We start from the raw sequence: 14,332 nt of genomic DNA on the forward strand, positions 1-14,332 counted from the left end.
ATTACCATTCTCGATGCGCGATTGCCTTTGTGCTGGACCGGCCTCGCGGCTGGCGAACGGCCGTTGAAATTGTGAGCAGGTGAGGCCAAGCTGAAGCTAGCCCCATCGGTGTCGCCGATGTCGACCATGCGCTGACCGCGGGGGACTAAGGTTCGATCCAGTCGATCGCGAGGGAGCCTCACCATGGCCAAGCTCAGGTTCGGATATTTCATTGCCCCCTTCCACCGCGCAGGCACCAATCCGACGCTCGCGTTGCAACGGGATCTGGAGTTCATCGAACACCTGGATGCCCTCGGGTTCGATGAAGTGTGGTTGGGCGAGCATCACTCGGCAGGCAGCGAGATCATCAGCTCGCCGGAGATTTTCATCGCAGCAGCCGCGCAACGGGCGAAGCGGATCCGGCTTGGCACCGGGGTCATCTCGCTGGCGTACCACAACCCGTTGTGGGTTGCCGACCGGTTGATGCTGTTGGACCACCTCACCCATGGTCGCGTAATCGGTGGGGTTGGACCGGGCTCGCTACCCACCGATTCGTCGATGATTGGGCTCACCCCGACCGATACCCGGGAACTGCTGGAGACCAACCTCGATATCGTCGTCCGCCTGCTGGCGGGGGAGACGGTGACTGCCAAGACAGCCACGCATCAATTGTTCGACGCCCGGTTACAGCTGGCGCCGTACTCGGAGGGAGGCATCCCGCTAGCGGTTGCCGCCGTCGCTTCGCCGACTGGAGCGCGGCTGGCAGGCAAGCACGGCATCGGCCTGCTGTCCATCGGGGCGACGCTAACGGTTGAAGGCTTCGACGCGCTCGCCTACCACTGGGGCATCGTCGAAGAGCGCGCTGCGGCCTTCGGGGCGGACGTTGACCGCCGGAACTGGAGTCTGGTTGGACCTTTCCATATCGCAGAGACTGACGAACAGGCTCGCGCCGACGTGAAGTTCGGCATCGAGCCGTGGTTTCGGTACTTCCAAAAGGTGGCCGCATTCCCGCAGATGACCATGCCCGGGGAGCAGCTGGACGAGATGATCGACATCATCAACGAGAACGGGGCAGGCGTCATCGGCACGCCGGAGCGGGCGCGGGCGCAGGTGCAGCGACTCTGGGAGCAGTCCGGTGGATTCGGCTGCCTCCTGCAAATGGGCCATGAGTGGGCGAATCCGGCAGCCAGCAGACGGTCTGCCGAACTCTTCGCGGCCGAAGTGATGCCACACTTTCAGGGGCAAGCCCAACCGACCCTCGACGCGGCGGCGCGCGCCGCGGAACGACGCGAGGGTCTGGCGCAAACCCAGCTGCATGCCATCGAGCACATGACCAAGAAATATCAAAGCGAGGTCGGCTCGGCCTAGCTCATCAGGTTGCGCGAAAGGTCTTGCGTCCCAAGACCGACGCTAGTGTGCGGTGCCTGCCTCGCGCTCGGCCGCCCGGACGAGCCGACCGGCAAAAAACTTGACCGCTCCGCCCAATGCGGCCCGCATCGCTCGGCCCGTACCGCGGGCTCCCTCGGTAAACGAGCCCGCCCAGCGAATGTCGGTACCGCCCGCCGGGTTCGGCGTGAGGGTCACCTCGCCGAAGTAGTCCTTGACGGGCGTTCTCGCGCCAACCAGCTTGTAGACGTGGCGGCGATCCTGTTCGTACTCGACGGTCTCCTCCTGCACGAACACCGGCCACATTCCTAGCTTGCGGACCGCCCCGACACCGCCCGGGGCTGGATCACCCTGGCGCGCCCAGCTCGATTGCAGAACGATGGGCTTGGCCCATTCCGACCAGCGGCCGCCGTCGGACACAAGCCGAAAGACAGTCGCCGGGGGCGCACTAGCGGTCTTGGTGACCTCGAACGTGAACTTTCGATCCGACATGCCCGACTCCCGACGCAACAACCGAACGGCCTGAAATGGTGCTGTCGGGTACCCTACCGCCGGACCCGTACGCGACCCGACGTGGGCACGATGTCGGCGAGCACTGCATGCCGCGGCGGCATCGATGCGGGCATACTCACGATGTGCCCGATGCTGATGCCGCTACGGTTCCCGCCGCACCAACCGAGTCGGATGTCGCCGCCGCGCTACGCCTGATAAAACCGCTGCGCAGGGTAATCAAGCCCAAGGTGTACGGAATCGACAATGTGCCGACCGATCACGCGTTGCTGGTAGGCAATCACAATTTGCTCGGTTTGGTCGACGCGCCATTGCTGGCCACCGAACTCTGGGAGCGGGGGAGAATGGTCCGATCCCTTGGCGATCACGCCCACTTCAAGATCCCGGGATGGCGCGACGCCTTGACGCGCATGGGCGTCGTGGAGGGCACCAGGGAGATCGCATCAGAATTGATGCGGCGCGGCGAGCTCGTGATGGTATTTCCTGGCGGCGGTCGTGAGGTCGCCAAGCGCAAGAACGAACGCTACAAGCTGGTATGGAAGAACCGACTCGGGTTCGCGCGCTTGGCAATTCAACACGGGTATCCGATCGTGCCATTCGCGTCCGTAGGAGCCGAGCACGGTATCGACATCCTGCTCGACATCGATTCGCCGCTCATGGCGCCAGTACAGTTCCTCGCCGAAAAGCTGCTCGGCACGCCCGACGCCCCGCCACTGGTCCGCGGGGTGGGCCTGACCCCGGTGCCACGCCCCGAACGGCAGTACTACTGGTTCGGCCCAGCGATCGACACCGCCGAGTTCACCGGGCAAGAAGCCAACGACCGGGCCGCACGCAAAGTGCGCGAGCGTGCCGCGGCCGCGATCGAGGAGGGCATCGAGCTGATGCTCGCCGAGCGCGAAGCCGACCCGAATCGGTCGGTGGTCGGGCGACTGTTGCGAACGGATGGCTAGCGCAGTACCGGCCCAGTCGATCCGTCGGCGTTGACGAATGCCTCTCCACATGGGTACGGAGGGTGCTGGGGCAGCGGGTCGATAAACATCGGGTTGATCGCACAGCTACCGCCACCGGTGAAGAGGCCGTCGTAGGCGCGGCACATGAGTTCGGCCTTGTTGCGGTTGATCACCAGCGACACCGCGGTGGCGTCACCGACGAAGGTGCTGTCGGTGGTCGAATCGCCCGCCGCGAGGAACGACTGGCAAATTCGAGATCGACGGGGGGCTCAGACCGAGTTCGACTTCCTGCGTTCGTCGAAGATGATCAGCGCGAGCGTGATCGCGAGGAACCCGGCGGACAGCCAGATCGCGTGCACGCACCACGCGCGGGTGGCTAAGGCACCTATCAGCACGCCAGTGGCGAAGCACAGAATCAGAACCGCGTACGTTGTGAACACGCCTCGTGACGCTTCTGTCTTGTTCACGAACCTGTCGTACCCGAACTCGACCATGCGCATCATGTTGCCCGTCGTGGCGGCCGGGAAGTAGGACAAGTCGCCAACGTTGCGGAACAGTCCGATCTGTATGGCAGTAACGAACGAGATCGGTACCGTGACGAAGTTGTGCGGCACCGTCGCGGGGACAAAGCCGATGGCGGCCAGCACGATCGCCTGCAGCAGCATCGCCCACCGCAGCGGATGGGTCAGGTATCTGTGTACGCGCCCCGACTTCAGGTACGACGCCACGGCGATACCGACGAGGAACGCCAGGATCGGCCACGCATGATCGAGTGCGTCGTGCAGCTTGCCCTGGCTCATGTTGAGCCCGAAAAAGATGACGTTACCGGTCTGAACGTTGGCGAACACACCGCCGCGGGCGATGTAGGTATACGAATCGAGCGAGGCGTTGGCTGCGGTAAGCAGCATCGCGAACGGCAGAGTCGTCCAAGTGTGCGTCAGTGAACCTTCACCCACAGTCACGACCACCAATCCTGCCCTACCCCTTGCCCTGCCGGCGGTGTGCACGTTGCGGGCCCGCTGCACGTCCTTGCGTTCGTTGCTACCACCGCAAACGTCGCTGGGGACTGTATCGCCCAAACCGACCACTCATTAGGTCGTTAGTGTATGGTCTACCGACAGTGTCGTCTGCCGGGAGGTGCGATGTGTCGACTGTGATTGCGGTGCCGGATCCAGGAGGGTCGTTGCTGGGCAATGGAATCGCCTATGGCTCCGGTATGCCGGGGATGGCCGGTCCCACCTTCGGCGACGCCGGCACCGGCGAAAGCTTTGGGGTAGTGCTGGGATTAGCTGGCCGCGATCCCACGGTCGGCACCTCGCCGCCGCATGACCCGCAGCAGCAGGCACTAGCCCCGATCAACGCCGACGGCAGCCTAATGGGAATGGATCGGCGGGGCTTCCATCGGTAAGGGTTCGGTTGGGAGAGGCTGGTCTGAGAGCCACCGGCCGGTGAGCACTTCTGCAGCCTGAAGCGAGTGTGGACTTCTACGACTAGATCGTGCCCCGGTCGGATGGTGGGGTTGCCCGTAGCGCTGATGGGATGTCGTGCCGGTGTGGAGCACTGATCCATTAGGTTGCCGCCCGGGCGCCCTCGGCTCATCTCACAACCGGAAATCGGAGGAGGACATCGGGTGATTTTCATCGGAGACGACTGGGCCGAAGACCATCACGACGTGCATGTGATGGACCAGGCCGGTACGCGGTTGGCGTCACGGCGGCTCTCTGAAGGCTTGACCGGCGTTCGCCAGCTCCACGAGCTGATCGCGGCGCACGCCGAGGAGCCGGGTCAGGTGGTGATCGGCATCGAAACCGACCGGGGCTTGTGGGTGGGCGCCCTGGCGGCGGCCGGCTATCAGGTGTTTGCGATCAATCCCCTGGCGGTGGCCCGCTACCGCGATCGCCACCACGTCTCGGGAGCCAAATCCGATGCCAGCGATGCCAAACTGCTGGCTGACTTGGTGCGCACTGATCGACACAACCATCGCTCGCTCGCCGGCGACAGCTCCACCGCTGAAGCCATCAAAGTTCTGGCCCGCGCACATCAGAACCTGATTTGGGCACGCACCCGCCACACCAACGCGCTGCGCAGCACGTTGCGGGAGTACTACCCGAGCGCACTGGCGGCTTTCGAGGACCTCGCCCACGGCGACACCCTGGAGGTGCTCAGGCGCGCCCCTACCCCAGAACAGGCCACCCGGCTGAGCCTGCCAGCGATCCAGTCTGCGCTCAAACGCGGCGGGCGCCAGCGCTATATCGCCGCCCGCGCCCGCGAAATCCTCGCCGCGCTGCGCACCGAGCAGCTATCGGCACCCGCAGCGGTCAGCGCCGCGTTCGCGGCCAGCACCCGCGCCGCGGTCAGCATCATCGCAGAGCTCAACCGCCAGATTAACGAGCTCGAGGCCAGCCTCGCCGACCATTTTGAGACACACCCGGACGCCGACATCTACCTCTCCCTGCCAGGACTCGGTGCTGTACTCGGCGCCCGGGTGCTCGGTGAGTTCGGGGACGACCCGAATCGCTACACCGATGCCAAGTCTCGCAAAAACTACGCCGGAACCTCACCTTTGACTGTTGCGTCGGGCAAGAAACGCGCCGTGCTGGCCCGCCACGCACGCAACCGCCGTCTCTACGACGCCATCGACCAATGGGCCTTCTGCGCCCTGGTGGCCAGCCCCGGCGCCCGCGCGTTCTACGACCAACACCGCGGCGCCGGCGACACCCACCACCAAGCCTTACGCGCCCTAGCCAACCGTCTCGTCGCCATCCTGCACGGCTGCCTACGACACCACAACCGATACGACGAACACACCGCCTGGGCACACCGCACCCCAACTGCCGCTTGACACCTTAAAACCCTGGGATGTCTAGGCGGGTGGCTACTCGCCGAGCGCGGGACCGGCGGATTCGGACGCTTTGGCGGGATCGACGGCCACGCCGGGCCGCTCTTCGCCGGCACCGGCGGGCTCCTGCTCAGCAGAAACGGGCTCAACCGGCTGCCCTAGCACAGCTGAGCGGCTCGCTGCCTACCGGCAGTCGGATCCAACGGCCAGAAAAACGTGCAACCCGAGCGTCGCAGCATACGTGCGCCTGCGATCATTCACAGTATGGCGCAACCGTCCGTACTTACTACCGATAGTGGCCTACCGTCCGGCGTGCAGGGTGCCTGCGATTCACGTTTCGCCGGAGTCATCCGAGCATTCGCCGGGCTCTATCCCGGGCGAATGTTTGGGGGCGGGGCGCTGTCGGTGTACATCGGCGGCCGCCAGGTCGTGGACGTGTGGACCGGGTATTCCGATCGGCGCGGCGAGGTGCCGTGGACGTCCGATACCGGCGCGATGGTGTTCTCCGCGACCAAGGGGTTAGCGGCGACGGTGATTCATCGCCTGGTCGACCGCGGCCTCCTGGACTACGAGGTACCGGTCGCAGAGTATTGGCCGGAGTTCGGCGCCAAAGGCAAGTCCGAGATCACGGTCAGCGATGTGCTACGGCATCGATCGGGCCTTTCACATCTCAAGGGTGTGGGCAAGAAAGACGTGCTCGATCACCTCTTGATGGAGGACAAACTGGCCGCCGCGCCGCTCGACCGCACGCACGGAAAGATGGCCTATCACGCCGTGACGTACGGATGGCTGCTGTCTGGTCTAGCCCGGGCCGTGACCGGAAAAGGAATGCGTCAACTATTCCGCGAAGAGCTCGCCCGACCGCTCGACACCGACGGACTTCATCTGGGCCGCCCGCCGGCTGAAGCGGCTACCACAGCCGCACAGACACTGTTGCCGCAGTCCAAGATACCCACGCCGCTGCTCGACTTCATTGCGCCGAAGGTTGCGGGACTATCGTTCTCCGGGCTGCTTGGAGCGGTCTACTTCCCGGGCATCCTCTCGATGCTGCAAGACGATATGCCGTTCCTCGACGGTGAGGTGCCGGCAGTCAACGGTGTGGTGACCGCGCGGGCGCTAGCCAAGGTCTACGGCGCCCTGGCCAATGGCGGTGCCATCGAGGGAACGCAACTGTTGTCATCCGAATCGGTGCAGGGGCTCACCGGACAGGCCGAACTATGGCCGGACCTGAACCTTGGCCTTCCCTTTACCTACCACCAGGGTTACCAATCTTCGCCGGTCCCAGGGCTCTTGGAAGGATATGGCCACATTGGTCTCGGTGGCACCATCGGATGGGCCGATCCGGAAACCGGCAGTTCGTTCGGCTACGTGCACAACCGCCTCTTGACACTCCTGTTGTTCGACATTGGCTCGTTCGCAGGGCTGGCTCCGCTGCTGAGCGGAGCCGTCGCGGCCGCACGCGAAGACGATCCGCTGGAGGTGCCTCATTTCGGTGCGCCCTACTACGAACCGAGTGCCCAGGAAAAGGCGTCAGGTACCTAGGCTGCTCAGGGCTCGGCCAGGCTCCTTGGGCGGTCTCTGCGATCCCTCGGGCCGCCCACCAAACACAGCAGCCGCGGAGGGTGTTACCGGGGTAGAATTCGCCACATGGCGAGGCAAAACTGGCCACGGATGTTCCCACGTATGTTCATTGCGGCGGCCGCGCTCACCTATGCCGTCGCCGCGCCCGCTCCGGTGACGCAGACGGCGATGAACCAGCCGAGCACGGCCGCGACCAAAACGGTGAGCACGCCGTCGAGCACACCCAAAGCGCAGCGCTACTTGGCCGATCAAGCATCGGCTACCGGTCCGCGCACCTGCAGTGGCGGCCGTGGCGTGTGGTGGCGGTGCGGGAAACGTTGAGCCCGGTCGCCACCTTCGGGGCCGACATCGCCGTCGGTTCCACGAGGCCGCACCGCCGGTTGCTTAGACTGCGGCTATGGAAGTCGGTTCCCCACAGGAATCCGCGGCGCCTCCTGGCCTGCTCAAGATCGAGGACTGCCTAGGTGCCAATGGCAGCGTTGCACTGCCGCCTGGGACCACACTGATTTCCCTCATAGACCGCAACATCGCGAATGTCGCCGACGCTGTCGCGTATCGCTACCTGGACCACACCCGCTCTGCTCATGGGCACGCCGTCGAGGTGAACTGGGCTCAATTCGGTCGCCGATTGGAGGCCATCGGCGCGCGCGTACAGCAGTTCGCCGGTACCGGCGATCGGGTTGCGATCCTTGCGCCCCAAGGTATCGACTACGTCGCCGGGTTTTATGCAGCGATCAAGGCCGGGACCATCGCGGTTCCGCTGTTCGCACCCGAACTGCCTGGCCATGCCGAACGCCTCGATACCGCACTTCGCGATTCGGAGCCGACGGCCGTGCTGACCACTGCGGCGGCGAAGGGGGCGGTTGAGGATTTTCTGGCCAGCCGCCCGCAGCTGAGGAAGCCGCACGTCATCGTGATCGACCAGATACCCGACTCCGCGGGGGAGCTGTTCACCGCAGTCGACCTCGACAGCGACGCGGTTTCGCACTTGCAGTACACCTCGGGCTCGACACGCCCACCGGTCGGGGTGGAAATCACCCACCGCGCGGTGGGTACCAATCTGGTGCAGATGATCTTGTCGATCGACCTGCTGGACCGGAACACCCACGGGGTCAGCTGGTTACCGCTCTACCACGACATGGGCTTGTCGATGATCGGCTTTCCGGCGGTCTACGGCGGACACTCCACCCTGATGTCACCGACGGCGTTCGTCCGTAGGCCGCAGCGGTGGATCCAGGCATTGGCGGACGGCTCACGGCAGGGCAACGTGGTCACGGCGGCGCCCAACTTCGCGTATGAGTGGACCGCGCAGCGCGGACTCCCCGCACAAAGCGACAATGTCGACCTCAGCAATGTCGTCCTGATCATCGGTTCCGAGCCGGTCAGCATCGACGCGATTACCACGTTCAACAAGGCCTTCGCTCCCTACGGGTTGCCGCGCACGGCGTTCAAACCCTCCTACGGGATTGCCGAGGCGACGCTGTTCGTCGCGACCATTGACCACGGGGCCGAAGCGAGTGTCGTGTATCTCGACCGGGAGCAACTGGGTAGCGGTCGCGCGGTTCGGGTCGCCCCCGGCTCGCCCAACGCCGTCGCTCAAGTGTCATGCGGTCGGACAGCTCGCAGCTTGTGGGCCGTCATCGTCGACCCCGATTCCGGAACCGAACTGCCCGACGGTGACGTCGGCGAGGTCTGGTTGCACGGCGACAACGTGGGCCGCGGCTACTGGGGGCGACCTGAGGAAACGCGGCTGACGTTCGGTGGCGCGCTGCGCTCGCGGCTGGAGCGCGATAGCCACGCCGACGGCTCGGCCACGAACGACGCCTGGCTACGGACCGGGGATCTGGGTGTGTATCTCGACGGTGATCTCTATATCACCGGCCGAATAGCGGATCTGGTGCTCATCGACGGGCGTAGTCACTATCCGCAGGACATCGAGGCCACCGTCGCGGAGGCATCGCCCATCGTTCGGAGGGGATATGCCGCCGCGTTTTCCGCCCCGGCCGAGGGATCCTCGGGTTTGGACGACTCGAGTGAGGGAGAGTCCGATCAGCGCTTGGTGATCGTCGCCGAACGTGCGGCGGGCACCAGCCGCGCCGACCCCGTGCCGGCCATCGAGGCAATCCGCGAGGCGGTGTCGCGCCGTCACGGTCTATCGGTCGCCGACGTTGTGTTCCTTTCGGCCGGCTCGATCCCGCGTACCACGAGCGGCAAACTGGCGCGGCGCGCCTGCCGTGCCCAATATCTCAGTGGAACGCTCGGCGTTCATTAGTTCGGCGCAGCGTCCTCGGCGTCAGGCACCGCGTCTTCCGGTACGTCGGTGTACTGCAGCGTGTAGCCGTCACGCGAGAACGTGAAGCCCCGGGTGGTCGTTTCGCTGCCGCAGGACACGCCGACCGATTCCTGAAAGTTGCACCGGAACCCGGCCGCATTGAGGACCTTGTCGAACGGCAGTACCTTCGGCGGACCGGAATCCGGGGAGAATTCCCCGTCCCGCAGCGCCGCGAAGTGCGCATCGCCGGTCTCGCCAACCACAATCGCGTTCGGGAGGGCAGTTGAGCCGTCCGGGCCGGCGACGGTGTCCGGCTCGCCTTCGATGCCCATCGTGGAGCCGCTCGCCGACTGACACCCAGCCTTCGAATGGGGCACGATCGCGCAGTGCCAACGACCGCTCGGTGACGCGAAGTAGTAGCCCGCGTGATCGTCCGCATTGCCAAAGTAGTCAGCCGCGTTTGCTAGACGCAGGTTGTTGGCCGGGGTTGCCAGTGTGGGGGGAGCCGCACTGGTGCGGCTCGGCGGCGGAGCTTCTCCGGTGGTAATTCCGATCCCCGGCCCGCAGGCGGTGGTCGCCGCCGCCACGAGGATCGTCGCGGACCGGCGCGCGCCGATGCTACGCAATGTCTGCAATGTCATAGCGCTATGGTGACACCGCCATGACGCGACCGGCAGCTACGGCACACACCCACGCCGGTTCGGCCGCTGAGGCGTGGGCCGGCGATTCCTCAAGACAGCGTGACCGTCCCCCAGTGCGGTCGCCGCTCTAGGGCGTCCACACCATGAGGTCTTCCATCCCGTTGTTCATTGTCACTGTGGTCGGCTCCGGACCGGTGACATCGAAGTAGATTTTTCCGGTCGATTGTGTGCCTTGCAGGATCGTGGCTCCGCTGATCCCGTTCGCCGTTGCCGCTTGCCACAGAACCCGGTAGCAGACCGCGTTGGCCGGGCAGGCATTGAACTGCGAGATAGCCGGAGTCAGGGTGCCGCGGATCGCGTTGGCGGTCGCCGTGGCTTCCCAGAGCTGGCCGGCCACGGGATAGCCGGGGATGGTGTCAGCACTGGACTTGAGATCGCCGACTGTCCAGCCGTACTCCACTTGGCCAACGGAGTCTGTCGTCGTTAACTCGCTGCCGAGTTGTCCGGTGATGGGATATGTGGCCAACGCGATCGGTGCGGTGATGGTAGCGGTCGCTGCCATGACCGCGGCCGCCACCGCCGTCTTCATCATCGTGGTGAGCTTCATTGGTCCTCCACTTCGTTAGGGCGATTACTCCTTCGAACCGGCCGACATAACTACTCTAATCCGCAAACGACGCGTTGCTTCTAGGAATTTGCCAGGAGGAGCCGCTCTACAGCGTTGTCCCAGGAACCGGAGCATGCGTCGTCCTGATCGGACGAATTCATCGCGAAGCGTCCGCTCAGCCTCAGCGGACAGCCGTTCGCCCTCACAGCTCGTGGACTATATGGACCGGTGTATTCGGTCAGGGCGACACCGATTGGGTGCCTCACCTCAGGTCCGGAGCAATTCTGGATCAATTCCGGGGCATGAGACTCCCACAGGCGATGGTCCGGACCGCAGGGATCACAGGTGTGCCCGCGCCCGGAGCGTGCCACTCTGGGCGTAACACCGTCGATAGTATCGCCACGGACGACAATCCGCTGCGCTCAGAATTACTCAGAATCACACAGGAGGCATAGAGAGATGGTCGATCTACCACACGGGGAGCAGCCGTTCGCCGGGGTCATGAACCCTTCGGTGGCCGACTCCACCCCCGTAAAGCCGTCGATCGTCTCTCCGCCCCCGGGCGCCCCGAACGTTGTGGTCGTCTTGCTCGACGACGTTGGTTTCGGCGCCCCGTCGACGTTCGGCGGGCCGGTGCCAACACCGGCGCTGGATCGGATTGCCGGCGCGGGCTTGCGCTACAACCAGTTCCACACCACCGCGCTGTGTTCGCCCACGCGTGCCGCGTTGCTGACCGGGCGCAATCACCACAGCGCGCATATGGGCACCATTTGCGAGGTCGCCTATGGATTTCCCGGTTACGACAGTGTGATACCACGGAGCACGGCGACTATCGCTGAGGTGCTGCGCATGAACGGCTATAGCACCGGCCTGTTCGGCAAGGCGCACTTCACTCCGACCTGGGAGACTGGCCCCGCCGGACCGTTCGACCATTGGCCCACCGGACTTGGCTTCGAGCGGTTCTACGGCTTCCTGGGCGGCGACACCTCACAGTATGAACCGGCGCTCTATGACCAGACCACACCGGTGCAGCCGCACCTCGGCCGCGATGACTACCACCTCACCGAGGATCTCGCGGACCAGGCGATCGGGTGGATTCGCCGGCAGAAGACGGCGGCGCCCGAGAAGCCCTTCTTCATGTACTTCGCGCCGGGCGCAACACATAGCCCCCACCAAGTGTGGTCGGAATGGTCGGACATGTTCGCGGGCCAATTCGACGACGGCTGGGACGCGCTGCGCGAGCGGATCTATGCCAAGCAGATCGAGATGGGCATCATTCCCAGCGATGCCCGGTTGACGCCGCGTCCCGACCAAGTACCAGCTTGGGCCGACTATGACGAGCGGTACCGGCCGGTGGCCCGCCGGTTGATGGAGGTCTACGCAGGCTTCCTGGCCCACACCGATGCTCAGATAGGACGGGTCGTCGACGCTATCGAGCAGTTGGGGCAGTGGGACAACACGCTATTCATCTATGTGACCGGCGACAACGGGGCCTCAGCCGAAGGAACGGTGCATGGGGCGTGGAGTTCGCCAGCGTTTCAGAACGGTCTGCCCGAGGACCCCGAGTTGCTCCTCGAGCACATTGACGACTTCGGCACTGAGCGCTGCGAGAACCACTACAACGTCGGCTGGGCGTGGGCGCTCGACTCGCCATTCCAGTGGATGAAGCAGGTAGCGTCCCACTTCGGCGGCACCCGCAACGGCATGGCCCTATCGTGGCCGCGGGGGATCACCACGGCGGGGGAGCAGCGCAGTCAGTTCCACCACGTCATCGACATCGTCCCTACGATCCTGGATGCCACCGGAATCGAGATGCCCGAGCGAGTTAACGGCTTCGAGCAGAAGCCGATCGAAGGTGTCAGCATGCAGTACTCGTTTGACGATGCCGACGCCGACGAGCGCCACACCACCCAGTATTTCGAGATCTTTGGCAATCGCGCCGTTTACCATGAGGGTTGGGTTGCGGCGTGTTTCCACGGGCGAGTGCCCTGGATCCGCACAGGTAGTAACCCGTTCGGCGACAACGAACGCTGGGAGCTCTACCACATCAAGGACGATTTCAGTCAAGGTGTCGACCTCGCCGCACAATACCCGGAGAAACTTGCCGAGTTGCAGGCCGTTTTCGATGCCGAAGCGCGCAAGTACAACGTTTATCCGCTCAGCGATGCAACGTTCGCCCGGGCGCTGCCGGCGAACCGGCCGAGTCTCTTCGGTGATCGCACCACCGCCACCTTCTACGCCGATCATGTGCGCATCCCCGAGACGTCGACAGTGTCCTTTACCAGCACTTCCTTCGAGCTACGGGCGCAGTTGCAGATACCGGCGGGTGGCGCGCAAGGCGTGGTCATCTGTCTGGGCGGCAAGATGGCGGGATGGAGCCTGTACTTGTTGGACGGCGTGCCAACGTTTACCTACAACTACCTGGGTCATGAGATTACGACGGTAGCGGCAGACCGGAAGTTGACGGAAGGTCAAGTAAATCTTGGTGTTTCGTTTGACTACGACGGCGGTGGCCTCGGCATGGGGGGAATGCTGTCACTGTCGGTCAATGATGCAGTGGTAGCCAGCGGTCGCATCGAGCGGACAGTTCCGTTCCGGTTCTCGATGTCCGGCGAGACCCTGGACGTCGGCGTGGACACCGGTTCGCTGGTCGTGCCCTACGGGCATGAGTTCCGCTTCACAGGTCGCATCGACAAAATCGACGCCACCGTGAGCCCTCGACCCGCTGATCTCGTCGCGGCGCTGGCCCAGAGTGAAGTCCGGGCCGCACTCGCTTCGCAATAGCACGCGCTGGCACTAGTCGATATCTTCAGCCTGTGCTCTCTATGTGGAGCGGTCTTATACCGCTAATTCTCGGTAGCGTGCTGGAACCGATTGCGCTCGTGATCACGATCATGTTGCTAGGCACCTCTTCTGGTCTGCGGTCCTCGAGCGCCTGGGTCGGCGGCCACATCGTCACGAATCTGATTCAAGGCGTCGTTTTCGGCTTGATCCTGCATTGGGGAAAGCGCACTGCTGACCCTGATCAAGGCCACCACTGGATCGTGTCGACCGTGCTGCTGGTGGTAGCCGTGGTGTTTCTGGTCACGGCTGCGCGGGAGTTCCTGAGCGACGACGATCCCGATGCGCCGCCGCCGAAGTGGATGTCGTTGTTGATGGCTGCAACGCCTACCAAGTCGTTCTTGATCGGCGCGGGCGTCGCGACCGTTTCGGTGAAGACGTGGGTGTTCACATTGGCCGCGATCAGTGTGATTGGCACCGCCGGTTTGGGGCGAGTTATCAGCATCGTCACCTTCGTCAGTTTCGTGCTACTGACGTTGAGCGCGAACCTGCTCGTCGTCGGTATCGCTGCGATATTCCCGGAGCAGTCGCGCTCCCTGTTGGACCGCATCCTGCGCTGGCTACAGGACAACAACCGACCAATCGTCGTTGTTGCCGGCGTCGTGTTCGGGGTGTGGTTCGGCACCAAAGCGTTGCATGGCTTGGGGGTTTTCTAGTCGGCCGCGCCCACACGAATATTGCCCGATGGCTAGAGCGATGAGCTCGGCCGGCCGCCGCGCCCGGACC

The 14,332-nt window shown here is 64.2% G+C and carries 12 protein-coding genes and 1 pseudogene; 8 read left to right on the forward strand and 5 right to left on the reverse strand.

Annotation, left to right across the window (positions count from 1 at the left end):
• Window positions 1–183: 183 nt before the first annotated feature.
• On the forward strand, window positions 184–1,347 hold the full coding sequence (locus F6B93_RS11675) for an LLM class flavin-dependent oxidoreductase (protein ID WP_211695247.1): 1,164 nt from the start codon (window positions 184–186) through the stop codon (window positions 1,345–1,347).
• A gap of 42 nt (window positions 1,348–1,389) precedes the next feature.
• On the opposite strand, the gene F6B93_RS11680 is transcribed toward F6B93_RS11675, so the two are convergent.
• Window positions 1,390–1,857: an SRPBCC family protein gene (locus tag F6B93_RS11680; RefSeq protein ID WP_211695248.1), complete on the reverse strand. Its 468-nt coding sequence runs from the start codon at window positions 1,855–1,857 to the stop codon at window positions 1,390–1,392.
• 107 nt (window positions 1,858–1,964) lie between these two features.
• On the opposite strand from F6B93_RS11680, the gene F6B93_RS11685 reads away from it, so the two are divergent.
• The gene (locus tag F6B93_RS11685) at window positions 1,965–2,825 is read left to right on the forward strand and encodes a lysophospholipid acyltransferase family protein (protein WP_211699428.1); all 861 of its coding nucleotides are present in this window, start codon (window positions 1,965–1,967) and stop codon (window positions 2,823–2,825) included.
• Here F6B93_RS11685 and F6B93_RS11690 read toward each other — a convergent pair.
• Both F6B93_RS11690 and F6B93_RS11695 read right to left on the reverse strand, forming a co-directional pair.
• A pseudogene (locus F6B93_RS11690) lies at window positions 2,822–3,061 on the reverse strand (haloacid dehalogenase-like hydrolase); the annotation flags it as partial. The gene F6B93_RS11685 and the pseudogene F6B93_RS11690 sit on opposite strands and share 4 nt — an antisense overlap.
• A gap of 33 nt (window positions 3,062–3,094) precedes the next feature.
• Window positions 3,095–3,733 carry a YoaK family protein gene (locus tag F6B93_RS11695; protein WP_211699429.1) on the reverse strand — a complete coding sequence of 213 codons (639 nt, stop codon included), beginning with the start codon at window positions 3,731–3,733 and terminating at the stop codon, window positions 3,095–3,097.
• Between the two features lie 236 nt (window positions 3,734–3,969).
• On the opposite strand from F6B93_RS11695, the gene F6B93_RS11700 reads away from it, so the two are divergent.
• The 4 genes from F6B93_RS11700 (at window position 3,970) to F6B93_RS11715 (ending at window position 9,517) form a co-directional block, all read left to right on the forward strand.
• Window positions 3,970–4,233: a hypothetical protein gene (locus tag F6B93_RS11700; RefSeq protein ID WP_211695249.1), complete on the forward strand. Its 264-nt coding sequence runs from the start codon at window positions 3,970–3,972 to the stop codon at window positions 4,231–4,233.
• A gap of 222 nt (window positions 4,234–4,455) precedes the next feature.
• Complete coding sequence (locus F6B93_RS11705; RefSeq protein WP_211695250.1) at window positions 4,456–5,667, forward strand: IS110 family RNA-guided transposase; 1,212 nt, start codon at window positions 4,456–4,458, stop codon at window positions 5,665–5,667.
• Between the two features lie 261 nt (window positions 5,668–5,928).
• Complete coding sequence (gene lipD, locus F6B93_RS11710) at window positions 5,929–7,206, forward strand: lipase LipD (protein ID WP_211695251.1); 1,278 nt, start codon at window positions 5,929–5,931, stop codon at window positions 7,204–7,206.
• A 436-nt stretch (window positions 7,207–7,642) separates the two neighbouring features.
• Entirely contained in the window at window positions 7,643–9,517 is a 1,875-nt protein-coding gene (locus F6B93_RS11715) for a fatty acyl-AMP ligase (RefSeq protein WP_211695252.1), read from the forward strand.
• On the opposite strand, the gene F6B93_RS11720 is transcribed toward F6B93_RS11715, so the two are convergent.
• Together F6B93_RS11720 and F6B93_RS11725 are read right to left on the reverse strand one after the other, a co-directional pair.
• On the reverse strand, window positions 9,514–10,158 hold the full coding sequence (locus tag F6B93_RS11720; RefSeq protein WP_211695253.1) for a hypothetical protein: 645 nt from the start codon (window positions 10,156–10,158) through the stop codon (window positions 9,514–9,516). The two genes, F6B93_RS11715 and F6B93_RS11720, sit on opposite strands and share 4 nt — an antisense overlap.
• A gap of 127 nt (window positions 10,159–10,285) precedes the next feature.
• Window positions 10,286–10,765: an MPT63 family protein gene (locus F6B93_RS11725; protein WP_211695254.1), complete on the reverse strand. Its 480-nt coding sequence runs from the start codon at window positions 10,763–10,765 to the stop codon at window positions 10,286–10,288.
• Between the two features lie 459 nt (window positions 10,766–11,224).
• Here F6B93_RS11725 and F6B93_RS11730 point away from each other — a divergent pair, with 459 nt between their 5' ends.
• Both F6B93_RS11730 and F6B93_RS11735 read left to right on the forward strand, forming a co-directional pair.
• The gene (locus tag F6B93_RS11730; protein WP_211695255.1) at window positions 11,225–13,549 is read left to right on the forward strand and encodes an arylsulfatase; all 2,325 of its coding nucleotides are present in this window, start codon (window positions 11,225–11,227) and stop codon (window positions 13,547–13,549) included.
• A gap of 41 nt (window positions 13,550–13,590) precedes the next feature.
• Complete coding sequence (locus F6B93_RS11735) at window positions 13,591–14,262, forward strand: GAP family protein (protein WP_211699430.1); 672 nt, start codon at window positions 13,591–13,593, stop codon at window positions 14,260–14,262.
• The last annotated feature ends 70 nt before the right edge of the window (window positions 14,263–14,332 follow it).

The sequence above is a fragment of the Mycobacterium spongiae genome (genome assembly GCF_018278905.1).
Lineage (GTDB): Bacteria > Actinomycetota > Actinomycetes > Mycobacteriales > Mycobacteriaceae > Mycobacterium > Mycobacterium spongiae.

What these genes read in the sequence shown, in the direction of transcription:
- F6B93_RS11735 (WP_211699430.1), top strand. Translation starts at nt 13,591, where the DNA reads ATGTGGAGCGGTCTTATACCGCTAATTCTCGGTAGCGTGCTGGAACCG.
- F6B93_RS11680 (WP_211695248.1), bottom strand. Translation starts at nt 1,857, where the DNA reads ATGTCGGATCGAAAGTTCACGTTCGAGGTCACCAAGACCGCTAGTGCG.
- F6B93_RS11720 (WP_211695253.1), bottom strand. Translation starts at nt 10,158, where the DNA reads ATGACATTGCAGACATTGCGTAGCATCGGCGCGCGCCGGTCCGCGACG.
- F6B93_RS11685 (WP_211699428.1), top strand. Translation starts at nt 1,965, where the DNA reads ATGCCGCGGCGGCATCGATGCGGGCATACTCACGATGTGCCCGATGCT.
- F6B93_RS11695 (WP_211699429.1), bottom strand. Translation starts at nt 3,733, where the DNA reads ATGCTGCTTACCGCAGCCAACGCCTCGCTCGATTCGTATACCTACATC.
- F6B93_RS11725 (WP_211695254.1), bottom strand. Translation starts at nt 10,765, where the DNA reads ATGAAGCTCACCACGATGATGAAGACGGCGGTGGCGGCCGCGGTCATG.
- F6B93_RS11730 (WP_211695255.1), top strand. Translation starts at nt 11,225, where the DNA reads ATGGTCGATCTACCACACGGGGAGCAGCCGTTCGCCGGGGTCATGAAC.
- lipD (WP_211695251.1), top strand. Translation starts at nt 5,929, where the DNA reads ATGGCGCAACCGTCCGTACTTACTACCGATAGTGGCCTACCGTCCGGC.
- F6B93_RS11715 (WP_211695252.1), top strand. Translation starts at nt 7,643, where the DNA reads ATGGAAGTCGGTTCCCCACAGGAATCCGCGGCGCCTCCTGGCCTGCTC.
- F6B93_RS11675 (WP_211695247.1), top strand. Translation starts at nt 184, where the DNA reads ATGGCCAAGCTCAGGTTCGGATATTTCATTGCCCCCTTCCACCGCGCA.